Below are 25,990 nucleotides of genomic sequence, written 5' to 3'. Positions count from 1 at the left end.
TGAAATCCTTCGTAATGCCGGGCGCGTCCCGACATCCACCGCGCCGCGGACGCATCGGTCGCCGACATTCGGCACGGTGGACCCCGGAACTGGTCCGGGGTGACATTCCTCGACGCGATCGGCGTGACGCGGCGGGCGACGGTGTGACTCCACGCCCGTCATTGCGAGCGTAGCGAAGCAATCCAGTGCGCCACGCCGGCGCACGCGGGCCCTCGACGGCATCGACAAGCCGCGTTGTGCTCCCGCGAAGGCGGGAGCCCAGCCTGGGTCCCCACCTTCGCGGGGACACAAGCGGCGACGCAAGCATAAGCGCACCGCCCACGCGATCACCGCTTCGCTATCCGTGAAATCCCCGTCACACCGGGCCTGTCCCGGCATCCCCCGCGCCACGACCCCGTCGGTCGCCGGTAACGCGGCACGGTATCCCCCCGGAACGAGCCCCGGGGTGACGGTCGGATCATGGCGACGACGTGCCGCCCCGCCCGCATGACGCACGCCGGCTGTCCTACATCCGGCCGATCTGCCACTATCCCCCCATGCGCCCGGCCCGCCGATCCTCCCCCGCATCCGTCGCCGGCCCCGCCACACCCCGCGCCGCACGGACGTCCCCGGCCCTTGGGTGGCGTGATCTTTGTGAACTTCCGCGCCCGATCGCCGATATCGCGCGATCGCCTCGACATTCGCAACATTCGCGCCCCGATTCCCACCCATGACCGACGACGACACGCTCACGCTCGACCTCGACGGGTGGGAAGGGCCGCTCGACCTGCTGCTCGCGCTCGCCAGGGCGCAGAAGGTCGATCTCGGCGCGATCTCGATCCTGCAACTGGTCGAACAATATCTGACCTATGTCGATCGCGCCCGCGCGCTGCGGCTGGAACTGGCGGCGGATTACCTCGTGATGGCGGCATGGCTCGCCTACCTCAAATCCGCGCTCCTGCTGCCGCGCGATCCGGCGGTGGAGCCCGATCCGGAGGAACTGGCGCTGCGGCTTCAGCTGCGGCTCGAACGGCTCGGCGCGATGCGGGAGGCGGGGGCGCGGCTGATGGCGCGCGACCGGCTGGGCCGCGACGTGTTTCCCCGCGGCGCGCCGGAGGGGCTGCGGACCGTCCGCCATGCGCGGTGGCAGGCCGACCTGTACGGCGTCATCGCCGCTTATGGCGCGGTCGCCGCGCGCAACCGCCCGGTGATGCACGTCGTGCGCGACCGGCAGGTGATGACGCTGGAGGCCGCGATCGCCCGCGTCGCCGCGCTGGTCGGCGCCGCGGTGGAATGGCGCGCGATCGAACGCTTCCTGCCCGACGGCGCGGACGGCGCCTTCCGCGCCTCCGCGCTGGCGTCCAGCTTCCTCGCCGCGCTCGAACTCGCGCGGCAGGGCAGGGTGGAATTGCGGCAGGAGTCGGCCTTCGCTCCCCTGTTCCTGAAGGCGCCCGCGTGACCCCGCCCGACGATCTGGTCCGCGCGGTGGAGGCGGTGTTGTTCGCCAGTGCGGAGCCGCTGGGCGTGGACGCGATCCGCGCGCATGTCGGCGACGGCGATGTCAGGCGCGCGCTCGCCACGCTGGCGACGGATTATGCCGGGCGCGGCGTGAACGTCGTCGAACGCGGCGGCCGCTGGCATGTCCAGACCGCGGGCGACCTGGCGCACCTGCTTCGACGCGAGCGGGACGAGCCGCGGAAACTGTCGCGGGCGGGGATCGAGACGCTGGCGATCATCGCCTATCACGAACCCGTGACCCGCGCGGAGATCGAGGCGATCCGCGGCGTGCAGACCGCGCGCGGCACGCTGGACGTGCTGATGGAGGCGGGCTGGATCCGTCCGGGTGCGCGGCGCGAGGTGCCGGGGCGTCCGCTGACGTGGGTCACGACGCCCGCGTTCCTGACGCATTTCGGCCTCGCGGGCCGCCGCGACCTGCCCGGCATCGACGACCTGCGCGCCGCCGGGCTGCTCGATCCGGTCGATCTGGCGTTCGATGCGGCATCGGGGGAGGACGCATCGGGGGAGGACGGGGAGGCGGACGACGAATGACCGCCGCCGCCTCCATCCACCCGCCGCCGCCGTATCTCCCCCGTCAACGTCGTTGCCGGAACCCGGTGCAGCGCCTAGATAGCGCGAGACTTACGGAGAATCCGATCATGGGCAGTTTCAGCCTTCCGCACATCCTGATCCTGGCGATCGTCGCCGTCCTGCTGCTGGGCGGCGGCCGTTTCTCCAGCCTGATGGGCGACGTCGCCAAGGGCGTGAAGAACTTCAAGAAGGGCATGAGCGAGGAGGACGAGGCGGAGCACGCCCGCGCCAAGCCGCGGATCGAGGCGCAGGCCGCGGCCAAGCCCGCCGATACGACGCCGCTGCACGACACCGACCGCGTCCGTCCCGATCCGATCCGCGAGGATCGCTGACGCCTGATTGATCCGATCGCGCCGCCGAGATGTTCGATATCGCTCCGTCCGAGCTGTTGCTGGTCGCGTTCATCGCGCTGGTGGTGATCGGTCCCAAGGACCTGCCGAAGGCGATGCGCGTGGTCGGCTATTGGGTCGGCCGCGCGCGCGCCGTGGGGCGCCAGTTCCGAAGCGGCTTCGACGAGATGGTGCGCGAGGCGGAGCTGGAGGAGATGGAGAAGAAGTGGAAGGCGGAGAACGAGCGCATCATGCGCGAACATCCCGCCCCCGCCCCCGCCCCCGCCGTCGACACCGCCGAACCCACCGCGCTGCCCGCGCCCGATGCCACCGACGCTGACGGCCCGGCGGTGATGGTGGAAAAGCCCCACGTGGTACCCGCCGACGATCCGGCGCCCACCGCCGCCGATGCCGACGCGCCGGTGCCCAACCCCTTGCGCGACAGGGCCGCATCGTGACCGATACCGTCGTCGACGAACTGGACGAAAGCCGCGCGCCGCTGCTCGACCATCTGCTCGAACTGCGCCGCCGCCTGCTGTACTGCATCGCCGCGGTCCTGCTGGCGTTCGGCATCGGCTATTATTTCGCGGAGGACATCTTCTCGATCCTGGTCCAGCCGCTGCTGTCCGCGGGGCAGAAGACGGTGATCTACACCCAGGTGTTCGAGGCGTTCTTCGTGAAGGTGAAGGTCGCCTTCTTCGCCGCGATGATGATCGCCTTCCCCGTGATCGCGAACCAGTTGTGGCAATTCGTCGCCCCCGGCCTGTACCGGAAGGAGAAGCGCGCGCTGCTGCCCTTCCTGCTGGCGACGCCGTTGCTGTTCGCGCTGGGCGCGTCGATGGCCTATTTCATCGCCATCCCGATGGCGCTGCATTTCCTGCTCAGCTTCCAGGGCGACATCGGCGGCATCCGGCAGGAGGCGTTGCCCGCGATCGGCGAATATCTGTCGTTCGTGATGCAGTTCCTGTTCGGCTTCGGCGCCGCGTTCCTGCTGCCGGTCCTGCTGATGCTGCTGGAACGGGCGGGAATCGTGACGCGCAGGCAGCTGATCTCCGCGCGCCGCTACGCCATCGTCGGCGCCTTCGCGATCGCGGCGGTGCTGACCCCGCCCGACGTGGGGTCGCAGCTCCTGCTCGCGATTCCGCTGTGCATCCTGTACGAACTGGCCATCCTCGGCATCTGGTTCACCGAACGCAAGCGCAGCCGGGAGGCGGAGGCGGCGGTCGAGGAGGCATAGAAAAACGGCGGCCCGCGCAATCGCGGACCGCCCCTTTACGTGTCGGATGACGGGAAGGATCAGTCCTTCACGTCGTTCGCGGCACCCGTAACGGTCTGACCGGCGGACGAGACGTCCTTGCCCGCGCCCGCGATCGTGTTGCACGCCGAAACCAGCACCGCGCTCGCCAGCATCGCCATCGTCAGAACCTTACGCATGAAACCTGCTCCTTGGAAAACTGCACACTGAATGCGCGTCCGCCGAGTTCGTTCCGCGGTGTCGGTGGGAAAAGGTAAGGCCCGGAAGCGTCACCGGGGGGGGGAGGGGTGGACGCTTCCGGGCCTATGTCGTGGATCGCGAAAGCGGGGGGGCTCAAGGTCGCGATCCGAAGGTAGAACGACGTATCGGCGATGCGGTTCCCGCCCCGATCGCGCTTTTCTCAATCGACCGAAACGATGGCGATCCCGACTTCGTACGCGCCGGTCAGCGGATCGTGCTGCAACGTGGAACGCAACTGGCGCGTCAGCCCTTCGATGACGCGGCCGTACCGATCGCGCAATCGATCGCGCAGCAGGTCGCTGTCGACCAGCGCCCGCGACGACAGCCGCAACGTCGCCCGCGATCCGTCGGCCAGCGGCTTCAACGATATCCGCAACTGCGCCAGCGGGTCGCACGTCATCGCCAGTTCGATCAGTTCCGTCGACAGGAACGCCACCGCCACCGCGACATCCTGCGTCACATGGACGTCGTCGATGTCCAGCAGGATGCCGATACGCGATCCCTCGGGCGCGGTGGCACGGATGTTCGACGCCAGTTCGCCCAGCACCGATCGCATCCCGACGCCGCGATTCTCCTCCATCTCCGCAAAATGATAGCGGTGCACCACCGCCAGCGCATCGACCCGTCGCTGGATCGAGGCATAGGCGTGTGCCACCTCGTCGCTGCTGGCGCCACGGGCATGGAAGTTGATGAGGCTGGCGATGACCTGGAGGTTGTTCTTGACGCGATGATGGACCTCGCGCGTCAGCTTGGTCTGTCGCACCAGTCCTTCGGCCAGTCCGGCTTCATGGATCGCGACGGTGCGGCTGAGCGCGCGGAAGGTGTCGCCCAGGTCGCGTATCTCGCGCGCAGGCAGCGCGCGAAGGACCGCCGGGTCAGGTTCGTCGCCGGGGGCATAGGCCGCGATGCTGGCCCGCAACGCCCGCAACGGCGCGATCAGCAGGCGGTCGACGACCAGATAGGAGATCGCCGACGCCAGCGCCCACATAACCAGCGGCAGCGCGAGCGCGATCAGCAACGGCGAGCCCACGGGGGCGCTGCGGACCTGCATCTCCAGCGACAGGCCCGCGATGGCGAGGTCGGTACGCACGGTTTCACGTCGTTCCAGCACGTCGCGACGGGCCAGCGGATCGAGTTCGAGCCGGTCGTCGCCCAGGATCAGCGTCGAGCCGTAATCATTGGGAAAGCCGCTCGGGCGGCTGATCCGCGCGAGGAAGGCGGCTGGGAAGAACGCGGCCGCGCTGGTCCCGTCGTTGCGTCCCGCGACGCGCAGGATGACGCCCTGCCCGTCGACGATCCGTGCGCCCACGACCGCGGAATCGGAACGGCGGGCGAAGGCGGCGGCGCCGGGGAACGGTTCGCCGCACAACGGGCGGCCGCGACGGTCGACGATGACGAAGCTGGTGCCCTGCGCGGCCTGTTGCGCGAACACGCCCTGTGCGCGAGCGCAGCTGGGGGCGTCGCCCGCATCCGCGCCCAGCGCATCGACCGCCACGCGCAACGCCGTCATGTCGCCGACCAGCTCGATCGCGATGGCGCGGCTGGACTCGGACGTCGCGACGCGCAGGTGCGCGCCCAGTTCGGTATCCGCGATCTGCGTCACGCGAAGGGTGGCGAACGTCGCGATCAGCGCCAGCGGGAGCAGCGCGACCGACAGGATGAGGAAAAGCTTCGCGCCGGTGGGCCAGCGCGCGATCAGGCCGGGACGCTGCGCCACCGTGGCGGCGGGGTCTTCGGCGACGGGGACGTCGGCCACCGTCCGCTAGTCGAGTTTGCCGAGCAGCGAGAGCAGGTCGTCCGGCACGGTTTCCTCGACGGTATTGTTGTAGACGGAGCGAAGAGCGGAGCCCATGTCGCGATTCTTCGATTGTGCGGCGGCGCCCTTCTTCGGCTTTTCCGACGCTTTATTGTCCGACGTCAACGCTTAACCCCCCATTCGCCCCGCGGAGGGGGTCGAGCCGAAACCGTTCGATGAACCCTTTGGTAGATCGCGCATGTGCCCTGCGCTGATCGATGAAACCAAAAACCCCTTCGTTGGTTCCACGCCTGTACGACGAATTTCGCCTGCCGGGGGTATTGCCACCTTCACGGGCGCGGGGGATGTCGGAACACATTGTTTTCGTTATGGGACGTGACGGGCAATCCGGCGTCCAGGGAGGGCCAACAAACCATGTCGCTCGGACAGAAACTCGCGCCGCATCTTCCGTTCCTGCGCCGCTACGGTCGCGCGCTGACCGGAAGCCAGGCGCAGGGCGACCGCTATGTGCGCGCCACGCTGGAGGCGATCGTCGCCGCGCCGGAAGAGTTTCCGCGCGACGTCGATCCGCGGCTGGGACTGTATCGCACGTTTCAGGCGATCTGGAATTCGACCAACTTCGACGAGCAGCCGGAGGTGGACGCGATCGAGGAGCAGGAGGCGGTGGCGCGTGCGCGGTTGTCTCGGATGACTCCCCTGTCGCGTCAGGCGTTGCTGCTGACCGCGATGGAGGGCTTCACGCCCGAGGATGCGGCCTATCTGATCGATGTGGACGCCGGCGAGGTGGACAGCCTCGTCGCCGATGCGCTGTCCGAGATCGAGAAGCAGACGCGTGCGCGCGTGCTGGTGATCGAGGACGAGCCGATCATCGCGATGGATATCGAATCGATCGTCCGCGACCTGGGCCACGACATCACGGGCGTGGCCGTCACGCGCGACGAGGCGGTCGCGCTGGCGATGGAGGAGCGGCCCGGCCTGGTCCTCGCCGACATCCAGCTGGCCGACGACAGTTCCGGGATCGATGCGGTGAAGGACATCCTGGCCGAATTCAACGTGCCCGTCATCTTCATCACCGCCTTCCCGGAACGCCTGCTGACCGGCGAACGCCCCGAGCCGACGTTCCTCATCACCAAGCCGTTCCAGCGGTCCACGGTGAAGGCGGCGATCAGCCAGGCGCTGTTCTTCGACCAGTCGACGGTCCCCGCCTGATCCGCCGCGGCGCCGCCGTGCAACCCGGCGGCGCCACGCGCGTTCGGTACGATATCACAACGAATCGAGTGGTCCGAACATGGTCGACGACAACAATCCAATCCACGTCGATGCGCAGGACGCGCGTGCGGGCCAGAAAACGGGCACGATGCGCTATGTCCTTGCCATCTCGCTGACGGCGGTGATCGTGATCTTCGCGGCGATCCTCATCCTCTGAATCGTCCGGTTAACCATCCACGTATCGGACAGCGCTGGTCAATCGGGCCGGCGGTCCCTATCTTTCAGCTTCAGGCGCATCCGCAGCGGGCGGGGCGCCGAGGCATCGGAGCGGCATGACCCAATCCCCCTCGCGCGTCGAAGACGACGCCGACGACGTCCGCGAGGACGCGCCCGTCGAGCACGTCTCCCTGTCCGATCCCGAATTCAAGCAGCAGCTGGCGATCGTGATCCCTCATCTGCGCGCCTTCGGGCGGTCGCTGTCGGGCAATCGCGATCTGGCCGACGACCTCGTGCAGGAAACGCTGCTGAAGGCCTGGGCGGCGCGCAAGCGGTTCCAGGCGGGCACGAACATGCGGGCCTGGACCTTCATCATCCTGCGCAACCTGTTCCTCAGCCAGATGCGCCGCGCCCGGTTCAAGGGCGAGTGGGACGATCTGGTCGCCGATCGCGTGCTGGCGGCCCCGGCCAGCCAGGACAAGCATGTCGAACTGGCCGACATGCAGCGCGCGCTGCTCCATCTCCCCCAGCCGCAGCGCGAGGCGTTGATCCTGGTCGGGGCGGGCGGCTTCGCCTATGAGGAAGCGGCGGAAATCTGCGGCGTCGCCGTCGGTACGATCAAGAGCCGCGTGGCACGGGGCCGGGTCGCGCTGGAGGCTTTGATGAACGACGGCAGCCTGTCGTCCCGACGCGATCACGAGGGTAACGGCGGCCGCTCGACCCTTGACGCCATCATGGGCGAGGTGGAAGAATTGAGCCGCGACCGCTGACCGTTTTTATGGTCAGTGGCGGTCCAGCTGCCGAAGCATCGCCTGCCAGTCCTGCGGCAGATCGCCCACGGAAAACGCGGTGGACAGCGCATCCGACACCGCATCGATGTGCCGCGGCGTCCGAACGGCATAGGTGCCGTTCGTCGTCGAAGGAGGGGAAGGCGCGCGCCCGGTCATGACGTTCCTAACGAAGCGTCGCCCCTTAGGTTTCGGACCATCCTCTTGAACAACCCCAAAACCCAAACAAACGCCTCCGAGTCTCCTTTTCTGTCGATGCTGATGGCGACGGAACCGGCCGTTCGCGCGCGCTTGGCGGATGCGGATGCCACCGTCGGGCAGCGACTGCGACGAGAGCGACGCTTGGTGGCGCTCGACGTCGCGCTGGGCGATCTGTCCGGTGCGCTCGACTTCCGCGCCGTCACGGCCCGCCTGACCGCCTTCGCGGATCGTGCGCTCGACACGGCTATCGCGGCGGCGGTCGACGAACGCGTCCCTGGCGCGGCGCCGACCGGCTTCGCCGCGATCGCTTTGGGCAAGCAGGGCAGCGGGGAGCTGAACTATTCGTCTGATATCGACCCGATCTTCCTGTACGATCCCGACACCCTGCCGCATCGCGAACGGGAGGATGTGGCCGATGCCGCGGTCAGGATCGGCCGGCGCGTGCTGGAACTGCTCCAGCACCGCGATGCGGACGGCTACGTCCTGCGCGTCGACCTGCGGTTGCGCCCGTCGCCAGAGGTCACGCCGATCGCGATCCCGATCGACGCCGCGATCGGATATTACGAATCGCAAGCGCTGCCGTGGGAACGCGCCGCTTTTATCCGCGCGCGGGCCTGCGCCGGGGACATGGCGCTGGGCAGGCGCTTCCTCGATGCGATCCGGTCGTTCGTCTGGCGCCGCAGCCTGGATTTCGGCGCGGTGCGCGAGATTCTGGATATCACCCGCCGCATCCGCGACCATCATGCGCAGGGGCAGGCGTTCGGCCCCGGCTTCGACCTGAAGCGCGGACGCGGGGGGATACGGGAGGTGGAGTTTTTTGCGCAAATCCACCAGTTGATCCACGGCGGTCGCGAGCCCGCGCTGCGGGCGCCCGCGACCCTGGACGCGCTGGCCGCGCTGGCGGCGGCGGGGCGGATCGCGCCCGACGATGCGGCGGCGCTGTCCGACGCCTATGTCCTGCTGCGCACGATCGAGCATCGCGTGCAGATGATCGACGACCGGCAGACCCACGCGCTGCCGACCGGCGACGCGCTCGATCGCGTCGCCCGTCTGCACGGCCTGGTCGACGGCACGGCATTGCTGGACCTGCTGGCACCGCATGTGGCGCGGGTGGCGGCGACGTTCGACCGTCTGGCCCCGGCCGACACGGGCGCGGTCCCCATCGACCCGGATCGGCTCGCGACGAGCCTGTCCGCCGCCGGGTTCGACGACGTGACGCAGGCGGCGCAGCGGATCGCGGCGTGGCGCGAGGCGCGCTACCCCGCGTTGCGCAGCGCGGCGGCGCAGGACGCACTGGAGGCGGTGCTGCCCGGCCTGATCGCCGCGATCGGCCGGTCCCCCGCGCCCGCGACCGCCCTGATGCGGCTCGACCGGTTGCTGGAACGACTGCCGACCGCGATCAACGTCCTGCGCCTGCTGGAGGCGCGCCCCGCGCTGGCGCGGTTGCTGGCCGAACTGCTCAGCCACGCCGCCCCGCTGGCGGACGAACTGTCGCGGCGGCCCGACCTGCTGGACGGCCTGATCGACGCCAGCGCCCTGGCGCCGGTCGGGGCGGTCGACGATCTGGCGGCGGAAATGGCGGCGATCGAGTGCGGCGCGGACTACCAGTCCATGCTGGAACATGTCCGCCGCGTCGTCGGGGACAAGCGCTTCGCCCTGGGCGCGCAGATCGTCGCGGGCGCCGCAGACCCGCTCGACGTCGCGGCGGGATATGCCCGCGTCGCCGACGCCGCGGTCGGGGTGCTGGCGCGCGCGACGGTGGACGAATTCGCGCGCGCGCACGGCGTCGTGCCCGAAAGCGAACTGGTGATCCTGGCGCTCGGGCGTTTCGGCGGCGCAGCATTGACGCATGCGTCCGACCTCGACCTCGTCTACCTGTTCACCGGCGATTTCAACGCCGAGTCCGATGGCGCGAAGCCGCTGGGTGCGACCCTGTATTACAATCGACTGGCGCAGCGCGTGACCGCCGCATTGTCGGTGCCGACGGCGGCGGGACCGTTGTATCCGGTGGACACGCGGCTGCGCCCGTCGGGCGCGCAGGGGCCGCTGGTCGTCAGCCTGGACAGTTTCGCGCGCTACCAGCGCGAGGATGCGTGGACGTGGGAGCATATGGCGCTGACCCGCGCGCGGCCCGTGTTCGGGTCCGATGCGGCGCGGGCCGCGGTGACGGCGGTGGTGGCGGACGTCCTGTCCGGGAACCGTCCTGCGCGCGATATCGCGGCCGATGCGGCGACGATGCGCGAGGAGATGGCGCGCCACAAGCCGCCGCAGGGCCCGCTGGACGCCAAGCTGCTGCCCGGGGGGCTCGTCGATCTGGAGTTCGCGGTCCATGTAGCGCAGCTGACCCGCCGGATCGCGTTCGATCCCGACATGGGGCGGGCGATCGATGCGCTGGTGGCGGGCGGCGCGGCGACGCCGGCGTGGCGCCGCGCGCACGACCTGCTGACGCGGCTGCTGGTCACCGTCCGCCTGGTCGCGCCCGACGTACAGGAACCCGCCGACGCGGCCACGCGCATGTTGATCGCGCGCGCGCTGGGATGCGCGGACTGGGACGCGGTACTTGCGGGCCTTGCCGCGGTCCGCGACACGGTCGGCGACGCATGGAAGGAGAGCATCGCATGGAAACCCTCCCCGACGTGACCGCAACCGACGCCGACGGCGCGCCGTTGCAGCTGCACGATCTCGATCGCCCGCTGGTGGTGTATTTCTATCCCAAGGACAATACGCCCGGCTGCACGCGCGAGGCGCAGGATTTCTCCGCACTGGCGGACGAATTCGCCGCCGCGGGCGTGACCCTGCTCGGCATCTCGCGCGACAGCGTGGCGAAGCATGGGAAGTTCGCGGCAAAGCACGCGCTGACCGTTCCGCTGGCCAGCGACCTGGACGGCAGCGTGACCGAGGCGTTCGGCGTGTGGGGCGAGCGGCAGATGTACGGGCGCACCTACATGGGGATCGAGCGCGCGACGTTCCTGTTCGACGCGGACGGAAGACTGGCGCGGGAATGGCGCAAGGTGAAGGTGCCGGGCCATGCCGAAGCGGTGCTGGCGGCGGCGCGCGGGCAGTGACCGGACCGATTCGGTATTAACCATTCGGTGACGTTCGGCGGCGCGACCCGCGCGTGCTTCTGCGTGTTGCAACCGTTCACCGCGCCTGTCCGACGCTTGACCGTGCCGCGGGGGGTGCGGGGGTTGCCGGAACGTCCCGATGCGGGTCACACGGATGCCGTCCAGGGAAGGCGGGGGACGCCCACCTGATTGCTGATACCGCGGCGCGACCGGGGGCCTTCGCCCGCGGCCCGCGCCCGAACGATAGACGGGGTCCGATGAGTTCATCCACGTCCGAGCTGCCGAGTAGTTTCGCCGCTCGTTGCCGCACGCTCCTGTCGCCGCGCCAGGTCATCTTCCACGACGGCCGCGGGTTGCGGCGGGTGTCGGTGGGCGGGGCGGCGCAGGGCGCCATCGCGGTCGCGGGCGCGGCACTGATCGGTTTCGCCGGTTACGGCGCGAGCCACATGGTTTCCGCACCGGGCGAGCCGGCCCACGGCACCCGCATCGTGAAGATGGAACGCCAGCTCGCCGGCATGCAGGCGCGCGTCGCGAAGATCCGCGCCACCGCCCAGGTCCATGCCGAGCGGATCGAACAGCGTCAGGCATTGCTGAACGCCGCGCTGACCGGCGCGGGTGAGAAGAAGCAGCTGGCGCTCGCGGCGCTCCGCCTCGATCCCGCGGGCGACAGGCTGACCGCGCATGCGATCGCGCCGTTGCTGCGCGTCGAGCAGCGCCAGGGCGAACTGGCCGCGCTGGCGAACGACCACCTGGCCGCTCGCTACACGCTGGCGCGCCGTGAACTGAAGAAGCTGGGCGTGTCGGGCCGCATCGCGACCGGCGGCCCGCTGATCGAGGCGGGCAGCGCGGAGGCACGCGCGAACCTGAACGCCGACGCGCAGTTCCGCAGCCTGTTCATGACCTGGAAGAAGCTGGACCGGCTGGAACAGGGCACGATCGCGATCCCGTCGGTACAGCCGGTCGAGAAGCTGACCTTCACCAGCAATTTCGGCATCCGGTCCGACCCCTTCCGCGGTACCGCCGCGATGCACGCCGGTGTCGATATCCCCGGCCCGACCGGCACACCGATCTACGCCACCGCCGACGGCATCGTGGCGCATGCGGCGCGGCAGGGCGGGTACGGCAACATGGTCGAGATCAACCACGGCAAGGGTATCGCGACCCGGTACGGCCATCTTTCCAAGATCATCGTGTCCGACAACACCCGCGTTCGCCGCGGCCAGATCATCGGCCTGCTCGGCTCGACCGGGCGGTCGACCGGTCCGCACCTCCATTACGAGGTCCGGATGGACGGCCACGCGGTGAACCCGGTGCCGTTCCTGACCACCGGCGACTATCTTCTCGCCGCGCAGGATCGCGCCGTGAAGGCGATCCCGGTTTCGACGGGCGGGCCCGCCCCGCAGGATTGACGTCCCACGGGCGCGACGGACGGGAAGGCCGGTGCCGAAAGGTGCCGGCCCTTTTTTTGGATGGTCCGCCGATCGCCGGAAACACGGCGTCACGATCGCGCCGCACGTAACGCCGGGCTTCCACATGCGCGGGAGAACGCAGTGCCGCCCCCGCCATTGCCGCCGCCGTCGTCGCGCCCTATCTCCCCCCCATGGCCACCGCACCCGACATCGCCCTGACCCCCGCCGCCGCCGCGCGCGTCGCCGCGATCGCGACGCGACAGGGGAAGCCGGCGATCCTGCGGCTGTCCGTGGAGGGCGGGGGCTGTTCCGGTTTCCAGTATCGGTTCGGATTTGCCGATGCGCCCGAGGCGGCTGACACCATCGCCGAAACCGACGGGGTGCGGCTGGTCGTCGACGATGTCAGCCTCGACCTGGTCCGCGGATGCGCGGTGGATTATGTCGAATCGCTCGGCGGCGCGGCATTCAGGGTCGAGAATCCGAACGCCGCCAGCGGCTGCGGTTGCGGGACCAGCTTCTCGGTGTAAGACCGGCGACGTGAAGATCGTCTCCTACAACGTCAACGGCATCAAGGCGCGGTTGCCGCGGCTGCTCGAATATCTCGACGAGCAGAAGCCCGACATCGTCTGCCTTCAGGAACTGAAATCCAGCGACGAGACCTTTCCGGAGGCCGATGTGCGCGGCGCGGGCTATGGCGCGGTGTGGCACGGGCAGAAGGGTTTCAACGGCGTGGCGGTGCTCGCGCGCGGCGTCGACCCGGTCGAGCGGCGACGCGGGCTGGCGGGCGAGGACGAAGACCTGCACAGCCGTTACCTGGAATGCGACGTCGGCGGACTGGTGGTCGCGTCGATCTACCTGCCCAACGGCAATCCGCGGCCGGGGCCGAAATTCGACTACAAGCTGCGCTGGATCGAGCGGCTGCGCGAACGTGCGCGCGACCTGCTGGCGGAGGAAGTGCCGACGGTGCTGGCCGGGGATTACAACGTCATCCCGAACGACGACGATACCTTTTCGGTCCGCGCGATGGCGGACGACGCCCTGATGCAGCCGGAAAGCCGGGGCGGCTATCGCGCACTGCTGGCGCAGGGATGGACCGACGCCCTGCGGACGCGACGGCCGAAGGGCGGCGTCTGGACGTTCTGGGATTATCAGGCGGGCGCGTGGCAGCGTGACGCGGGGTTCCGGATCGATCACCTGCTCCTGTCGCCCGCGGTCGCGGACCGGCTGGTCGAGGCGGGCGTCGACAAGGAGTATCGCGGGCGCGAAAAGGCCAGCGATCATGCGCCGACGTGGGTGCGCCTGCGATGATCCGCGCGGCGGCGGCGCTGCTGCTCGTCGCCGCGACCCCCGCGATCGCGCAGGACGGTCCCCGCTTCTGCCCCAACCGGCCCAGCGTCGGCACGTCGACCTGCATCACCGATCCCGGCCGCGTGCTGGTGGAAGCATCGGGCGTCGATTGGCAGCGCGACGGCGATGCGACGTCGATCCTGGTCGGCGACCTTCTGCTGCGCACCGGGATCGACGACCGGACCGAGGCGCAGGTCGGATGGACGCCGCTGTCGCATCTGGTGTCGCGGGAGAACGGTCTGCGCACGGTCGCGACCGGGACCGGGGACGTGCGGCTCGGCATCCGCCGCAACCTGCGGCACCCGGACGGGGAGGGGCTGTCGATCGCGATCGAAGGATTCGCGACATTGCCGACCGCGACCGACGGGCTGGGGCGCGGGGATTGGAGCGCGGGGCTGGTCGTGCCGGTGTCCTGGGAGATGGGGAAATGGTCGCTGGCGCTGACGGGGGAGGTCGACGCCGAAACGAACGCCTCGCGCACCGGGCGGCATCCGGCCGGGGCGCTGACGCTCGGCCTGGGGCGCGACCTGGCCGATACGGTGACCGCGGTGGTGGAGGTATCGGGGCGCCGCGACGACGATCCCGCGAGGGCGCAGACGCAGGTCCTGACCGCGGCGTCGATCGCGTGGGAGGTGCGGCCGCGCATGCAGCTGGACCTGCTGGTGGCCGCGGGTCTCGACGCGCAGGCACCTTCGCTGCGTATCGTCCTGGGGGGTGCGGTGCTGTTCTGACCAGATAGTGGCGGATCGCGCCGGGCGTTGGCGTGTTATTCTAGTACTACACTTGTGTGAAATCTCTCAAGTGCCTGAATAGTCGGGATAAACAAGGTTGGCACGGCGGATGCAACGCTTCCTGCGTCCCGGTCGTCGGGATGTCTGGGAGACTTGCCATGAACATTCTTTTCGTCGCCGCCACCGCCCTTTCCGTCGCCACGCCCGCGCCGGCCGAGCCGCTCGCGCCCAAGCCCGTGACCGAAGCTGCCGCGCAGGACGGCATGGTCGCACCGAAGGTCCGCGAGCAGCGCGTCTGCCTGGTCGATACGATCATCGGATCGAACATCCCGCGCAAGGCCTGCCACACGCGCAGCGAATGGCGCGCGATGAACGTCGATCTGCCCGCCGGCCTGTGAGCGACGACCGGACGGCACCGGCCCGAGGCGGGCCGGTGCCGAGCCGGGGCGCGGCGATCACAACGCCTTTTCGTACACCTGATACACCTTGTTCACGCGGCTCTCAATCGCGGTGGCGATTGAGTTCATGCCCTGGTTGTCGTCCAGGACCCAGCCGATCTCGCCGCGCGATGCGCCGTAGCGGGTGATCGCGGCCAGCCGGATCGCCTCGATCATCATGAACGCCAGCTGCCCTGCTAAGCGCGAGGATTGCAGTTCCTTGCGCACCCCCATCAACGGCACGCGCATCGTGCGGACCTGCGGCCGGCGCAGCCACAGCAACAGCTTCGCCCAGCCGAACGGCAGCAGCGACCCCTTCAGCGGCGCGATCGCCTCGTTCAGGTCGGGCAGCGTAATCATGAACGCAACGGGCCTGCCGTCGACCTCCGCGATGCGGATCAGGTCGTTGAAGACGATCGGCTTCAACTTGACCCCCACGTCCGCGATCTCCGGCTCGGTCAGGGGGACGAAGCCCCAATTGTCGGACCAGGCGTCGTTCAGGATTTCGAGGATGATGTGCGCTTCCTCGAAGAACTTCGACTTGTCGACCTCGCGGATCACGATCGACGGGTTCTTCTCGCCCGACCGGATGATGCGGCGGACCAGCGGGGGGAATTCCTGCGTGATGTCCAGGTCGTACGTCAGCAGCTGCTTGACCGGGCGATACCCCGCGCGCTCCACCCAGCCGCGATATTCGGCCTTGTGATGCCCCATCATGACCGTGGGGGGATGATCGTTGCCAGCGACCAGCAGCCCCGGCTCTTCCCAGATCGACATGCTGATCGGACCCAGCGCGCGGGTCACGCCATGGTCGCGCAGCCATGTTTCCGCGCGGTCGAGCAGGAGGCGGAAGGTCGCTTCGTCCTCCGCCTCCATCAATCCCCATTGTCCCGAGCCGGGGCCGAACCCCTGCTCGGCGGGCATCTTCTGCGCCAGCGTGTCGATATGCGCCGAAATCCGGCCGACGACCTGTCCGCCGCGCATCGCCAGGAACAGTTGCGCCTCCGCATGGCTGAACCAGCCGTTCTTTTCGGGCGTGATGAGGCCCAGCGCCTCCCCCTTCAGCGGCGGAACCCAGTTGGGATCGTCGCGATACAGGCGGAAGGGAAGGTCGACGAACGCCTTGCGCTGGCGGTTCGTGGCGACGGGGACGATCTGGACGGACGCGCTCATGCGGGGCGAATAAACGCCTGCGTCGATCATGGCGAGCGGGCATTTGCGCGGTTCCGGGGCGTCCAGAACCTTATCGCGTCACCGTGTCGCCACTATGTAGGGGCAATGGACAACGTCATGACGACCCTAGCCTTCGCACGCGCGCCTGCGCCGTCCCGCCCCGTCATCGCCGACGACAAGGCGATGCTGAAGGCCGCGGCGGAGGCGACGCGCGACCTGCACGCCCCCAATGCGGCGATCTACTGGGGCGACCTGATCGCATCCTCGCTGATCGGCTATGCCGCGCTCGTCGGCGCGGTGACGGCCGCGTCGGCGGCCTGGACGATCGCGCTGGCGCTCGTGTCGATGCTGGCACTGTATCGCGCGATGAGCTTCATCCACGAGGTCAGCCACATGAAACATGCGGCCCTGCCGCATTTTCGTGCGGGCTGGAACGTGCTGGTCGGCGTGCCGATGCTGATCCCGTCCTTCATGTACGAGGGCGTCCACAACCTGCACCATGCCAAGACGCGGTACGGCACCAGCGAGGATCCGGAATATCTGCCGCTCGCGCTGATGAAGCCGTGGACGTTGCCGGTGTTCATCCTGGTCAGCGCGCTCGCGCCGGTCGGGCTGCTGATCCGCTACGCCGTCCTGTCGCCGCTGTCGGTCTTCGTGCCGTCGCTGCGCCGTACGATCGTGGAGCGTTACTCCGCGCTGGCGATCAATCCGCACTTCCGCCGTCGCATGCCCGACGGCGCGGCGAAGACGCTGTGGGAGCGGCTGGAGATCGCGTGCAGCCTGTGGGCGATCGCGTTGCTGGCGATGGTCGCGACCGGCGTCATCCCACTGCGCGCTTTCGCGATCGGCATGGGAATCGCCGCGGGCGTGGCGGTGGTGAACCAGCTGCGGACGCTGGTGGCGCACCTGTGGGAGAATGACGGGGAAGCGATGACGGTGACCGCGCAATATCTCGACACCGTGAACGTGCCGCCGCCCGCCCTTCTGCCGATGCTGTGGGCGCCGGTGGGGCTGCGCTACCACGCGCTGCACCACCTGCTGCCGGGCGTGCCGTATCACAACCTGGGCGAGGCGCACCGGCGCATCGGCGCGCTGGTCGAGGCGGAATCGCCGTATCACAAGGCCAGCTATCGCGGGATGCCGGGGCTGGTGTGGAAGATCGCGCGTTCGACGATGGTCGGGCGCTGAATCGGCTTCACCCCTCCCTTGAAGGGGAGGGGCGTCGCCGTCGAACCTATTCCTCGGTCCGCAGCAGGACCGCCTCGCCGATCAGCAGGAACAGCAGGAACGGCGCCCAGGCCGCGAGGAAGGGCGGATAGGCGCCGAGGTTTCCCATCGCGAGAGCGAAATTGTCCGCGACGAAATAGGTGAAGCCCAGTGCCATGCCGATCACGGCGCGCACGAACAGCTGCCCCGACCGGGCGATCCCGAACGCCGCGACCGCGCCCAGCAGCGGCATCAGCACCGACGACAGCGGTCCCGACAATTTGTGCCACAACGCCCCCTCCAGGGCCTTCGTCGGCCGACCGGCCTCGTTCAGGTCGGCGATCGCGGCGCGCAGGCCCAAGAAGGACAGGCCGTCGGCGTCGACGCTGGCCAGCGTGAACTGATCGGGGGTCACGCCGCGCGCCACGATCCCGGACGCCGCGCGCGTCACCTTCCCGGTCGCCACCTCGAACCGCTGGACCGGGTAGATGAGCCAGCCGTCGCCCTCGCGCCGGCCCTGCGTCCCGTAGGTCAGGCCCCGCAGGATGCCGTCGCCGCTGCGTTCGTATACCGTGACGCCGCGCAGTCGCGCGTCCGCCCCGCGACCGCTGATCCGATCCGCCTCGACCAGGTCGGTGCCGGCACGGACCCACACGTTGCTGCGGTCGCCGCGGTCGACGGGCAATTGCTGGTAATTGACCTTCTGCCACGCGCTCAGGGTCGCGGTCGCGCGGCTGACGACGCGGTCGTTGAACGCGAAGCTGAGCACCGCCACCCCGATGCTGGCGACGATCAGCGGCGCCAGCACCTGATGCGCGGACAGGCCGCTGGACTTCAGCGCCACGATCTCGCTGTTCTGGTTCATGGTGATGAGGGTCAGGATCGTGCCCAGCAGCACGGAAAAGGGCAGGAACCGGGCCACGATCTGCGGCGCGCGCAGCGAGACGTAGCGCCACACCTCCGCATCGCCGTTGCTCGCGACCGACAGGATCTTGCCGCTCTCGCTCAGCAGGTCGAGCGCCTGGAGGACGAGGACGAGCCCGGCGAGGATCGCGAAGGTGCGGACCAGGAACAGTCGCGCCATGTACAGGGCGACGGTGCGCGAGGGGAAGAAGCTGGTCATGCGGGAACGCCCTCGCGCCGGCGGCCGGGCAGGCGGCGGAGAATCGCCTTCCACGCCTTGCCGAACGACCGTTCGAGCGCGCCGATCGGCTGTCCCCCGGGGACGTGCGCCAGCGTGTGGTACATCCACAGGATGATGGCCGCGAAGATGCCGAACGGCACCCACAAGGCGATCAGCGGATCGACGTCGCCGCGCTCGCCCAGCGAGGCGGCGTATTGATTGATCTTGTGATAGGTCACGACCATCACGATCGACAGGAACACGCCCAGCGCGGAGGTCGACCGTTTCGGCGGCACGCCCAGCGACACCGCCAGCAGCGGCAGCAGGAACATCATCGCCACCTCCACCAGCCGGAAATGGAATTCCGACCGGCTGCTGTCGCGCTGTTCCTCCGTCCCCGCGTTCTTCCCAAGCTTCGCCAGCTCGACCAATGTATATTCCAGGTTCTTGCCCCCGCGCGCGCGGAAGCTTTCGAAGCGGGGCAGGTCGATCGGCAGGTCGTGCGCGGTGAAGGTCAGCGTCCGCGGCGTGTTGAAGCCGGGGCGGTTGTGGATCAGCGTGCCGTTGGTCAGGCGGAAGATGATGACGTTGGGATCGTCGGTCGCCAGGAACTGTCCGGTCTGCGCCGTGACGCCGACCCAGTCGCCTTTGGGGCTGACCGCGTGGACGAAGATGCCCGACAGCTTCTTGCCCTCGTCGCGGCTCTGCTCGATCCTGAGGGTCAGGCGGTCGCCCAGGTGCGCGAATTCGCCCACCTTGATCGACGCGCCCAACGCGCCGGTGCGCAGCTCGAAGCGCAGTTGCTCGTAATTGTAGCGCGCCTTCGGCTGGACGTAGCCGACGATGACGATGTTCAGCACCGCCAGGACGATCGCGTAGAAATAGGGGACCCGCAGGAGCCGGGAATAGCTCATGCCGACGCCGCGCATCACGTCCAGCTCGCTCGACGTCGCGATGCGGCGGAAGGCGAGCAATATGCCCAGCATCAGGCCGATCGGGATGCCCAGGCCCAGATATTCGGGCATCAGGTTCGCCAGCATCTTCCACACGACGCTGATCGGTCCGCCCTGGGTCGCGACGAAATCGAACAGGCGCAGCATCCGGTCCAGCACCAGCAGCATCGCGGCGATGAGGAGGGTGGAGAACAGCGGCAGCGCGATCAGCCGGGCCATGTAGCGGTCGATCGATTTCATGGGCTGCGGCGCGGACCTTCTGGCGGAAGCGATATCCCCGCTATAGGCACGCGCGCGACGGGCGTCAGCAGGCGATTTCGCTTATTATTCCGCCGCGATCAACCGTTCCGGCCCGTCCGCGTCGGTCCCCGCCGCGGCGGCGATGGCATGATCCAGCGCGGCGAGCGTGAACGGCTTGCGCAATACCGGCCGCCCGGCCAGGTCGATCCCCTCGCCCGCGTCGCCGGCATAGCCGGTCACGAACAGGACCGGCACCGCGGCGAAGGCGGTCGGCAGTCCTGCGACCATCTCGGGTCCGGTCTTCGCCGGCATCAGCACGTCGGACACGATCAGGTCGCATCCCGGCATCGCGGCGATCGCGCCGGCGGCGTCCAGCGGATCGCCGCACGCGACCGGGCGATGGCCCAGTTCGTTCAGCGCGCCGATGGTGGTCGCCAGCACGCGGGGATCGTCCTCCACCACCAGGATCGACAGGCTGCGGCCCGGTTCGCGCGTCGCCGCCGCGACCGCGATCGGGACCGGGGCGGCGCTTTCGACCGTCACGTCGCGCGGCAACAGCAAGGTGACCGTGGTGCCGCGTCCGGGCGCGGTATCGATCCGCACGTCGCCGCCGAACTGGCGCGCGAAGGCGAAGGTCTGGCTCAGGCCCAGTCCCGTGCCCTTCCCGACGGGCTTGGTCGTGAAGAATGGTTCGAACACGCGGTCCAGCACGTCCGGGGTCATCCCGCTGCCCGTGTCGCGGATCGCGATCGACAGATAGTCGCCGGGCGACAGGTCGCCCGCGTCCGCGATCCCCAGCCGCCGCGCCTCCGCCCGCAGCGTCAACGTGCCGCGCCCGTCCATCGCGTCGCGCGCGTTGACCGCCAGGTTGACCAGTCCGTTCTCCAGCAGCAGCAGGTCCGCGCGCGCGGCCCAGCCGCGGCTTTCGTCCTGGAACACCACGGTCACGCCGTCGCCCAGCGTGCGATCGAGCAGGTCGGCGACATCGGTGAACAGGGCGGCGGCGTGGATCGGCACGGGATCGATCGCGGTTTCGCGCGCGAACGACAGCAAGCGGCGGGTCAGCGCGGCGGCGCGCGTCGCGCCCTCGTGCGCGCTGTCGATGTGGCGCGCCACCTCCGCCCGGTCCGCGCCCTGCGCCAGCCCGCGCTGCGACAATTCCAGTCCGCCCAGGATGACGGCCAGCATATTGTTGAAGTCGTGCGCGATGCCGCCGGTCAGCTTGCCCACCGCGTCCATCTTCTGGCTCTGGCGCAGTTGCGCTTCCTGGACGCGCAGCGCGTCGGTCGCCTCGGTCACCGCGGTCGCCAGTTCGTCGGCGCGCTCGCGCTCCGCCTCCGCCTCCGCGCGCGCCACCGTCCGCTCCGCCAGCGCGCGCATCGTCGCCCAGCCGAGCGCGATGACCCCCAGCACCAGGGCGACGCCCGCGGTCGCCAGGATCTTCGCCACCAAGGTGGTGCGCGTCACCGCGGCGCGCGCCTGCGTCGTACGGGCGCGCAGCAGGCGGCGCTCGTCCGCGATGATGCCGTCGAGGGCTAGGTTCATCGCGCGCATCGCGGCGCCCTTGCGGATCGCGTAATAGCGCGACAGCGCCTGGCTGTTGCGGCCGTAATTGGTGTTGAGCGCGGTCAGCGCCAGTTCCTCGCCGCGGATGCGATAGGCGGCGCGAAGCTCGGCGATGCGGGTGCGCTGTTCGGGATTGTCCATCGTCAGCCGGTCGAGCCGACCGATCGATTCCCCGGCACGGCGCCAGTCGTCGAAATACAGCTGTCCCAGCGCCTGATCGCCCGAGATGACGTAGCGGCCCAAGGACGCCTCCGACCGGGCGACTGTGCCCTGCAAGGTGCGCACGACGATCATGATGTCGTAGGAATGGCGCTGCGCCGCGAGCGCGCGGTCGCGCTGCCGGTCCATCTCGCCCAGCGTTACGATCAGGGCGCCGACGACCACCACCGCCAGGATCGCGACCACCACCAGCGTGATGCTACGCCATCCGGACGCCAGTCCCATGCGGACACGTGCGACCTCGATCCCGCTCACGGGGCGTCGCATATCGTAAACGGCGTTAACAAGTCCATAAAGGCGCGGGTCGTCGCCATGCCCGGAATGAGAGGAATCAGGCGATCGCGCCCACCGACCGGCCCGCGTCCGCGAACATCGCGATGACGCGGTCCAGCTGTCCGGCCGAATGTTCGGCGCACAGCGAGCAGCGGAGCAGGAACATGCCCGCGGGGGTGGCGGGCGGGCGCGCGACGTTGACGTACAGGCCGGCGTCGAGCAGCGACTGCCACATCGCCACCGCCTGCTCCTGCGTTTCCAGGATCACCGCGACGATGGCGCTGTCGGCGCGATCGGTGCCGAGGCGGAAGCCCAGCGCCTTCAGCCCGCCGTGCAGCTGTCGCGCATTGTCCCACAGCCGACGACGCTTCTCGCCCGCGTTCATCAGTTTCGTGATCGACGTCGCGGCGGTGGCGACCACCGACGGCGGCAGGCTGGCGGTGAAGATATAGGGGCGGCAGGCCAGGCGCATCGCCTCGAACTTCGGATGGCTGCTGATACAGAAGCCGCCGACGGTGCCGACCGACTTGGAGAAGGTGCCGATGACGAAGTCGACGTCCCGGCCCAGTTCGAGCCCCATTTCCTCGTACACGCCGCGGCCGTGCGGACCGAAGAAGCCCATCGAATGCGCCTCGTCCACCAGCACCATCGCGCCGTGGCGCCGCGCCACCTCCACCATCTCGCGCAGCGGGGCGAGGTCGCCGAGCATCGAATAGACGCCCTCCAGCACCACCAGCTTGCCCGGCTCCTTCGGCAGGCGGCCCAGCCTCTTGTCGAGGTCCTCGACCGAATTGTGGCGGAAGCGCACGATCTCGGCGTCGCCCATCTTGCACCCGTCGTAGATCGACGCGTGGCTGTCGGCATCCAGGATGACGTATTCGCCCTTGCCTGCGATCGTCGATATGATGCCCAGGTTCGCCTGATAGCCGGTCGAGAAGACCATGGCCGACGTCGCGCCGTAGAATTCTTTCAGCGCGTCTTCGGCGGCGACATGGTCGCGGAACGTGCCGTTCAGCATCCGGCTGCCGTTGGTGCCGCTGCCGAACCGGTCCAGCGCCTGCTTCCCCGCGGCGATCACGTCGGCATCGAACGTCATGCCCATGTAATTGTAGGTGCCGAGCAGGATCGTCTCCTTCCCCCGGATCACCGCGATCGTGGGAGAGCGGACCTCCTCCATCACGATGCCGAACGGATCGCGCATGCCCGACGCCAGCAGCGCCTCGCGCTCCGCGATCAGGGCGTCGAACTTGCTGAACAGGTCGCGTTCCGGCGCCACCGCGACGGGATCGATCGGCAGCGCTTCGGCGAGGGTCCCGGCGTCGGTCATGTCAGCCCTTCAGCTTGGCCACCGCGTCCGCGAGCTGCCCCACGGTCTCGATCTCGGCCTGCATGTTCATCGTGATGATGATGTCGAATTCGTCCTCGATCGCCGCGACGAAATCCATCACGGTCAGCGAATCCCATTCCAGGTCGCCCTGGAAGGTCGTCGCCTCGGTGATCGGCACCCCCTTTTTGTTGAAGGGTTCGATCTGGGCCGTGACGGTGTCGAGGATGGTCTGGCGGTCGCTCATGATGCTGTGCTGGCCCTACAATGCGGCGGGAGTTCGGCGGGGCTATAGCAGTCCTTGGGCACGATACCATCGCACCGTGTCCGCCATTCCCGCCGCCAGCGCGATGCGGGGGCGCCACAGGGCGGGCGGCGGGGCCTTCGCCGGGTCCGCCGTCCAGTCGGGATGGATCATGTAGGCGACGCGGTCGGGCGTGAGCTTCGCGCGATCGCCGCGCAGCATCCGGTCCGCGCGGGATGCGAGGCGCAGCAGCGGGGCGGGGAGGGGGAGCGGCAGGACGCGCCGCCCGACCGCCGTGCCGATGGCGGCGAAATACGCCCCGTGGTCCATCCCGCCGTCCGGTCCTTCCGGTTCGTAGACGGCCCGATCCGCCGGGGCGGTGGCGAGCGCGAGCAGCAGGGCGGCAAGATCGTCGACGTGGATGGCGGACAGTCGCCCCGGCGGAGGCATGACGGCGAGGCCGAGACGGGCGAGACGGAATACGTCGCGCTGCTCGTGATCCCCCGGACCGTAGACCGCCGGCGGGCGCACGATCGTCCATGGCAGGTCGCCGCCGGACACCACGCGTTCGCCTTCCGCCTTGGACCAGCCATAGTCGGACAATGCGGGCTCCCGCGCGGCGAGGGAGGAGACGTGAACGAAGCGCGGCACGCGCGCCGTCGTCGTCGCATCGACGATCGCCCGGGTGCCGCGGATATTGCCCTGTTCGAACGCCGCACGCGTCGTCGCTCCCAGGACCGCGGCGATGTGGACGACCGCGTCGGCGGTGGACACGAGGTCGCGGAGCGCGCCCGTATCCTCCAGGGCACCGGCGACCCACGTCACGCCGTCGCGCGCGGGCTGCGGCCGGCGGGCGAGCGCACGCACCGCGTGGCCGGCGTCGAGCGCCGCGTCGATCAGCCGCGCGCCGACGAAGCCGGTGCCGCCGGTGATGGCGAGAATCGTTTGCGTCATGCCGGGCCCGTCCCGCCGTCCACGGCGCCGCGCACCGATCGGCGGGAAAGTGCGCGGCACGGTGCACCCCGGAACGTGTCCGGAGTGACCGAACGACAGGACGTCACAGCAACGCCATGTGGCTGCGATGCACCAGCGCCGCGCGCGGCGCATAGCCCAGGATCGCCTCATGCTCCTCGCTGCGGCGACCGAGCAGGCGGGCGGCATCGGCGGCGTCGTATTCCGACAGCCCGCGCGCCAGCGTTCCCGCCGGCCCCTCGATCGTGACCAGGTCGCCGCGCGCGAAGCCGCCGTCGATCCGCGTCGCGCCTGCGGCGAGCAGGCTGCGCCCGTCCGCCAGCGCCCGCGCCGCGCCTGCATCGACGTGGATCGCGCCGCACGCGGTGATCCCGCCCGCCAGCCACGCCTTGCGCGCGGATGCGCTGCGCTCCGCGGCGAACAACGTGTGGCGCGCATCGGCCGACAGCGGGCGATCGACGCGACCGGACGCGATGGCGAGGTGCGCCCCGGCCGCATTGGCGATGCGTGCGGCGGCGATCTTCGACACCATGCCGCCCGATCCCATGCCGGAGGCGGAGCCGCGATCGGCCATCGCCTCCACCGCGGTATCGATCCGGTCGATGCGGGAGATGTGGACCGCGCCGGGGTGGGCGGGATTGCGATCGTACAGGCCGTCGACGTCGGACAGCAGCAGCACGCCCTGCGCGCCGGCCGCCTGCGCCACGCGGGCGGCGAGCCGGTCGTTGTCGCCGAACCGGATCTCCTCCGTCGCGACCGAATCGTTTTCGTTGATGACAGGCACGACGCCCAGCCCGAGCAGGCGGCCCAGCGTGGCGGCGGCGTTCAGGTAGCGGCGCCGTTCCTCCAGATCGCCCAGCGTCACCAGCATCTGCGCCGCGGTCAGGCCCTGCGCGCCCAGAACCTCGGCCCAGGTCTGGCTGAGTGCGATCTGGCCGGTCGCGGCGGCGGCCTGCGCGTCCTCCAGGCTGGCGCGCCCGCCCTTCGCCAGGCCCAGCCGGCGCGCGCCCAGCGCGATCGCGCCCGACGACACGACCGCCACCTGCTGTCCGGCGCGGGCCCGTGCCGCGATGTCGGCGGCGACGCCGTCCAGCCATGCACGCCGCACCGCGCCGTCGGGATCGACCAGCAACGCGGAGCCGATCTTGACGATCAGGCGCGGGCAGGAGGCGGGGGGGAAGAGCATGGACCGCGGGGTAGCGTGCAGTGCCCCGCGCGCCAATGCGGTTTTCGGCGGGTCAGCCCGCGACGCGGGCGGCGAAATCGTGCGCGCTGGTCTGAAGCATGGCGAGTTGGCCGTCGAGGCGATCGAATCCCAGGCCGACCCCGTCGACGGCATGCACCATCGCCTCCGTATCGCGCTGGATGACGCCGACCGCGCGCGACATCGAATCCGCCGCGATCGCGGTTTCGTCCACCGCGGCGGAGATGATCGCGACGGTCGCGGTCTGCCGCTCCATCGTCTCGCGCAGGCGGACGGCGGCCTGCTGTACCGTCCCCACGGTCTCCCGGATCGCGACGGAGGAATCGACCGTGCTGGTGGTCGCCGCCTGGATCGCCGCGATCTTCGCCGCGATGTCGTCGGTCGCGCGCGCGGTCTGGTTCGCCAGGCTCTTGACCTCCTGCGCCACCACCGCGAAGCCGCGG

29 protein-coding genes are annotated in these 25,990 nt (G+C 69.4%); 16 read left to right on the top strand and 13 right to left on the bottom strand.

Features of this window, described 5'->3' with window-relative positions:
• Nucleotides 1-709 precede the first annotated feature (709 nt).
• From ASG29_RS14610 to tatC, 5 genes are all read left to right on the top strand, one after another.
• A complete protein-coding gene (locus ASG29_RS14610) occupies nucleotides 710-1,438 on the top strand; it encodes a segregation and condensation protein A (protein ID WP_055985909.1) in 729 nt (242 codons plus the stop codon).
• Nucleotides 1,435-2,028: an SMC-Scp complex subunit ScpB gene (gene scpB / locus ASG29_RS14605; RefSeq protein ID WP_055985907.1), complete on the top strand. Its 594-nt coding sequence runs from the start codon at nucleotides 1,435-1,437 to the stop codon at nucleotides 2,026-2,028. Before ASG29_RS14610 ends, scpB begins: the two co-directional genes overlap by 4 nt.
• Nucleotides 2,029-2,135: 107 nt before the next feature.
• Nucleotides 2,136-2,399, top strand: coding sequence for a twin-arginine translocase TatA/TatE family subunit (locus ASG29_RS14600; protein ID WP_055985903.1), 264 nt, complete (start codon nucleotides 2,136-2,138; stop codon nucleotides 2,397-2,399).
• Nucleotides 2,400-2,428: 29 nt separating this feature from the next.
• Nucleotides 2,429-2,854 (top strand): Sec-independent protein translocase protein TatB, encoded by a 426-nt coding sequence (gene tatB / locus ASG29_RS14595; RefSeq protein WP_055985900.1) that lies wholly within the window; start codon nucleotides 2,429-2,431, stop codon nucleotides 2,852-2,854.
• Complete coding sequence (tatC, locus tag ASG29_RS14590; protein WP_414884839.1) at nucleotides 2,848-3,633, top strand: twin-arginine translocase subunit TatC; 786 nt, start codon at nucleotides 2,848-2,850, stop codon at nucleotides 3,631-3,633. Before tatB ends, tatC begins: the two co-directional genes overlap by 7 nt.
• A 59-nt stretch (nucleotides 3,634-3,692) precedes the next feature.
• Here the strand turns inward: tatC and ASG29_RS14585 are convergent, their stop codons facing one another.
• From ASG29_RS14585 to ASG29_RS17610, 3 genes are all read right to left on the bottom strand, one after another.
• A complete protein-coding gene (locus ASG29_RS14585; protein WP_055985896.1) occupies nucleotides 3,693-3,830 on the bottom strand; it encodes an entericidin A/B family lipoprotein in 138 nt (45 codons plus the stop codon).
• Nucleotides 3,831-4,051: 221 nt separating this feature from the next.
• Nucleotides 4,052-5,647, bottom strand: coding sequence for a sensor histidine kinase (locus ASG29_RS14580; protein WP_235532943.1), 1,596 nt, complete (start codon nucleotides 5,645-5,647; stop codon nucleotides 4,052-4,054).
• A 6-nt stretch (nucleotides 5,648-5,653) separates the two neighbouring features.
• Nucleotides 5,654-5,812 (bottom strand): NepR family anti-sigma factor, encoded by a 159-nt coding sequence (locus ASG29_RS17610; protein WP_235532942.1) that lies wholly within the window; start codon nucleotides 5,810-5,812, stop codon nucleotides 5,654-5,656.
• A gap of 249 nt (nucleotides 5,813-6,061) precedes the next feature.
• Between ASG29_RS17610 and ASG29_RS14575 the strand changes: the two genes are divergently transcribed.
• From ASG29_RS14575 to ASG29_RS14565, 3 genes are all read left to right on the top strand, one after another.
• Nucleotides 6,062-6,856, top strand: coding sequence for a response regulator (locus tag ASG29_RS14575; protein ID WP_055985892.1), 795 nt, complete (start codon nucleotides 6,062-6,064; stop codon nucleotides 6,854-6,856).
• A 79-nt stretch (nucleotides 6,857-6,935) separates the two neighbouring features.
• The gene (locus tag ASG29_RS17250; RefSeq protein WP_055985889.1) at nucleotides 6,936-7,073 is read left to right on the top strand and encodes a hypothetical protein; all 138 of its coding nucleotides are present in this window, start codon (nucleotides 6,936-6,938) and stop codon (nucleotides 7,071-7,073) included.
• Between the two features lie 115 nt (nucleotides 7,074-7,188).
• Entirely contained in the window at nucleotides 7,189-7,842 is a 654-nt protein-coding gene (locus ASG29_RS14565) for a sigma-70 family RNA polymerase sigma factor (RefSeq protein WP_055985886.1), read from the top strand.
• Between the two features lie 12 nt (nucleotides 7,843-7,854).
• On the opposite strand, the gene ASG29_RS16865 is transcribed toward ASG29_RS14565, so the two are convergent.
• Entirely contained in the window at nucleotides 7,855-8,019 is a 165-nt protein-coding gene (locus tag ASG29_RS16865; protein ID WP_156458071.1) for a hypothetical protein, read from the bottom strand.
• A gap of 96 nt (nucleotides 8,020-8,115) precedes the next feature.
• Here ASG29_RS16865 and glnE point away from each other — a divergent pair, with 96 nt between their 5' ends.
• From glnE to ASG29_RS14530, 7 genes are all read left to right on the top strand, one after another.
• Nucleotides 8,116-10,701, top strand: coding sequence for a bifunctional [glutamate--ammonia ligase]-adenylyl-L-tyrosine phosphorylase/[glutamate--ammonia-ligase] adenylyltransferase (gene glnE, locus ASG29_RS14560; protein ID WP_082516160.1), 2,586 nt, complete (start codon nucleotides 8,116-8,118; stop codon nucleotides 10,699-10,701).
• The gene (locus ASG29_RS14555) at nucleotides 10,680-11,126 is read left to right on the top strand and encodes a peroxiredoxin (RefSeq protein ID WP_055985883.1); all 447 of its coding nucleotides are present in this window, start codon (nucleotides 10,680-10,682) and stop codon (nucleotides 11,124-11,126) included. The genes glnE and ASG29_RS14555 overlap by 22 nt, the downstream gene beginning before the upstream one ends.
• Nucleotides 11,127-11,383: 257 nt before the next feature.
• The gene (locus tag ASG29_RS17245; RefSeq protein ID WP_055985878.1) at nucleotides 11,384-12,535 is read left to right on the top strand and encodes a M23 family metallopeptidase; all 1,152 of its coding nucleotides are present in this window, start codon (nucleotides 11,384-11,386) and stop codon (nucleotides 12,533-12,535) included.
• A gap of 191 nt (nucleotides 12,536-12,726) precedes the next feature.
• A complete protein-coding gene (locus ASG29_RS14545) occupies nucleotides 12,727-13,062 on the top strand; it encodes a HesB/IscA family protein (protein WP_055985875.1) in 336 nt (111 codons plus the stop codon).
• A 10-nt stretch (nucleotides 13,063-13,072) separates the two neighbouring features.
• Nucleotides 13,073-13,843, top strand: coding sequence for an exodeoxyribonuclease III (gene xth / locus ASG29_RS14540; RefSeq protein ID WP_055985872.1), 771 nt, complete (start codon nucleotides 13,073-13,075; stop codon nucleotides 13,841-13,843).
• Complete coding sequence (locus tag ASG29_RS14535; RefSeq protein ID WP_156458069.1) at nucleotides 13,825-14,613, top strand: transporter; 789 nt, start codon at nucleotides 13,825-13,827, stop codon at nucleotides 14,611-14,613. Before xth ends, ASG29_RS14535 begins: the two co-directional genes overlap by 19 nt.
• 158 nt (nucleotides 14,614-14,771) lie before the next feature.
• A complete protein-coding gene (locus ASG29_RS14530) occupies nucleotides 14,772-15,011 on the top strand; it encodes a hypothetical protein (protein ID WP_055985868.1) in 240 nt (79 codons plus the stop codon).
• A 57-nt stretch (nucleotides 15,012-15,068) separates the two neighbouring features.
• Here the strand turns inward: ASG29_RS14530 and ASG29_RS14525 are convergent, their stop codons facing one another.
• Complete coding sequence (locus tag ASG29_RS14525; protein ID WP_055986546.1) at nucleotides 15,069-16,223, bottom strand: hypothetical protein; 1,155 nt, start codon at nucleotides 16,221-16,223, stop codon at nucleotides 15,069-15,071.
• 117 nt (nucleotides 16,224-16,340) lie between these two features.
• On the opposite strand from ASG29_RS14525, the gene ASG29_RS14520 reads away from it, so the two are divergent.
• Nucleotides 16,341-17,411, top strand: a complete 1,071-nt coding sequence (locus tag ASG29_RS14520; RefSeq protein ID WP_235532941.1) for a fatty acid desaturase family protein — start codon at nucleotides 16,341-16,343, stop codon at nucleotides 17,409-17,411.
• Between the two features lie 46 nt (nucleotides 17,412-17,457).
• Here the strand turns inward: ASG29_RS14520 and lptG are convergent, their stop codons facing one another.
• The 8 genes from lptG to ASG29_RS14480 all read right to left on the bottom strand — a co-directional run.
• Nucleotides 17,458-18,552 (bottom strand): LPS export ABC transporter permease LptG, encoded by a 1,095-nt coding sequence (gene lptG, locus ASG29_RS14515; protein WP_055985862.1) that lies wholly within the window; start codon nucleotides 18,550-18,552, stop codon nucleotides 17,458-17,460.
• The gene (lptF, locus tag ASG29_RS14510) at nucleotides 18,549-19,745 is read right to left on the bottom strand and encodes an LPS export ABC transporter permease LptF (RefSeq protein WP_200932542.1); all 1,197 of its coding nucleotides are present in this window, start codon (nucleotides 19,743-19,745) and stop codon (nucleotides 18,549-18,551) included. Before lptF ends, lptG begins: the two co-directional genes overlap by 4 nt.
• Before the next feature lie 84 nt (nucleotides 19,746-19,829).
• Complete coding sequence (locus tag ASG29_RS14505) at nucleotides 19,830-21,785, bottom strand: ATP-binding protein (RefSeq protein ID WP_055986541.1); 1,956 nt, start codon at nucleotides 21,783-21,785, stop codon at nucleotides 19,830-19,832.
• A gap of 76 nt (nucleotides 21,786-21,861) precedes the next feature.
• The gene (gene spt, locus ASG29_RS14500) at nucleotides 21,862-23,130 is read right to left on the bottom strand and encodes a serine palmitoyltransferase (protein ID WP_055985857.1); all 1,269 of its coding nucleotides are present in this window, start codon (nucleotides 23,128-23,130) and stop codon (nucleotides 21,862-21,864) included.
• Nucleotide 23,131: 1 nt separating this feature from the next.
• Complete coding sequence (locus ASG29_RS14495; protein WP_055985855.1) at nucleotides 23,132-23,374, bottom strand: acyl carrier protein; 243 nt, start codon at nucleotides 23,372-23,374, stop codon at nucleotides 23,132-23,134.
• A 42-nt stretch (nucleotides 23,375-23,416) separates the two neighbouring features.
• The gene (locus ASG29_RS14490) at nucleotides 23,417-24,325 is read right to left on the bottom strand and encodes an NAD-dependent epimerase/dehydratase family protein (protein WP_055985852.1); all 909 of its coding nucleotides are present in this window, start codon (nucleotides 24,323-24,325) and stop codon (nucleotides 23,417-23,419) included.
• 103 nt (nucleotides 24,326-24,428) lie between these two features.
• On the bottom strand, nucleotides 24,429-25,529 hold the full coding sequence (proB, locus tag ASG29_RS14485) for a glutamate 5-kinase (protein WP_055985849.1): 1,101 nt from the start codon (nucleotides 25,527-25,529) through the stop codon (nucleotides 24,429-24,431).
• A 52-nt stretch (nucleotides 25,530-25,581) separates the two neighbouring features.
• A partial coding sequence (locus ASG29_RS14480) for a methyl-accepting chemotaxis protein (RefSeq protein WP_235532940.1) occupies nucleotides 25,582-25,990 on the bottom strand: 409 nt, incomplete at its 5' end.

This window comes from Sphingomonas sp. Leaf412, assembly GCF_001425405.1.
Lineage (GTDB): Bacteria > Pseudomonadota > Alphaproteobacteria > Sphingomonadales > Sphingomonadaceae > Sphingomonas.
The sequence above is the reverse complement of the archived record's forward strand: the minus strand, read 5'-3'. Positions and strand labels throughout refer to the sequence as shown.

What these genes read in the sequence shown, in the direction of transcription:
- proB (WP_055985849.1), bottom strand. Translation starts at nt 25,529, where the DNA reads ATGCTCTTCCCCCCCGCCTCCTGCCCGCGCCTGATCGTCAAGATCGGC.
- ASG29_RS14600 (WP_055985903.1), top strand. Translation starts at nt 2,136, where the DNA reads ATGGGCAGTTTCAGCCTTCCGCACATCCTGATCCTGGCGATCGTCGCC.
- lptF (WP_200932542.1), bottom strand. Translation starts at nt 19,745, where the DNA reads ATGAAATCGATCGACCGCTACATGGCCCGGCTGATCGCGCTGCCGCTG.
- tatB (WP_055985900.1), top strand. Translation starts at nt 2,429, where the DNA reads ATGTTCGATATCGCTCCGTCCGAGCTGTTGCTGGTCGCGTTCATCGCG.
- ASG29_RS14490 (WP_055985852.1), bottom strand. Translation starts at nt 24,325, where the DNA reads ATGACGCAAACGATTCTCGCCATCACCGGCGGCACCGGCTTCGTCGGC.
- lptG (WP_055985862.1), bottom strand. Translation starts at nt 18,552, where the DNA reads ATGACCAGCTTCTTCCCCTCGCGCACCGTCGCCCTGTACATGGCGCGA.
- spt (WP_055985857.1), bottom strand. Translation starts at nt 23,130, where the DNA reads ATGACCGACGCCGGGACCCTCGCCGAAGCGCTGCCGATCGATCCCGTC.
- ASG29_RS14545 (WP_055985875.1), top strand. Translation starts at nt 12,727, where the DNA reads ATGGCCACCGCACCCGACATCGCCCTGACCCCCGCCGCCGCCGCGCGC.
- ASG29_RS14555 (WP_055985883.1), top strand. Translation starts at nt 10,680, where the DNA reads ATGGAAACCCTCCCCGACGTGACCGCAACCGACGCCGACGGCGCGCCG.
- ASG29_RS16865 (WP_156458071.1), bottom strand. Translation starts at nt 8,019, where the DNA reads ATGACCGGGCGCGCGCCTTCCCCTCCTTCGACGACGAACGGCACCTAT.
- ASG29_RS14520 (WP_235532941.1), top strand. Translation starts at nt 16,341, where the DNA reads ATGACGACCCTAGCCTTCGCACGCGCGCCTGCGCCGTCCCGCCCCGTC.
- ASG29_RS14525 (WP_055986546.1), bottom strand. Translation starts at nt 16,223, where the DNA reads ATGAGCGCGTCCGTCCAGATCGTCCCCGTCGCCACGAACCGCCAGCGC.
- ASG29_RS14530 (WP_055985868.1), top strand. Translation starts at nt 14,772, where the DNA reads ATGAACATTCTTTTCGTCGCCGCCACCGCCCTTTCCGTCGCCACGCCC.
- ASG29_RS14610 (WP_055985909.1), top strand. Translation starts at nt 710, where the DNA reads ATGACCGACGACGACACGCTCACGCTCGACCTCGACGGGTGGGAAGGG.
- ASG29_RS14575 (WP_055985892.1), top strand. Translation starts at nt 6,062, where the DNA reads ATGTCGCTCGGACAGAAACTCGCGCCGCATCTTCCGTTCCTGCGCCGC.
- ASG29_RS14495 (WP_055985855.1), bottom strand. Translation starts at nt 23,374, where the DNA reads ATGAGCGACCGCCAGACCATCCTCGACACCGTCACGGCCCAGATCGAA.
- ASG29_RS17250 (WP_055985889.1), top strand. Translation starts at nt 6,936, where the DNA reads ATGGTCGACGACAACAATCCAATCCACGTCGATGCGCAGGACGCGCGT.
- ASG29_RS17245 (WP_055985878.1), top strand. Translation starts at nt 11,384, where the DNA reads ATGAGTTCATCCACGTCCGAGCTGCCGAGTAGTTTCGCCGCTCGTTGC.
- glnE (WP_082516160.1), top strand. Translation starts at nt 8,116, where the DNA reads ATGCTGATGGCGACGGAACCGGCCGTTCGCGCGCGCTTGGCGGATGCG.
- ASG29_RS14565 (WP_055985886.1), top strand. Translation starts at nt 7,189, where the DNA reads ATGACCCAATCCCCCTCGCGCGTCGAAGACGACGCCGACGACGTCCGC.
- ASG29_RS14585 (WP_055985896.1), bottom strand. Translation starts at nt 3,830, where the DNA reads ATGCGTAAGGTTCTGACGATGGCGATGCTGGCGAGCGCGGTGCTGGTT.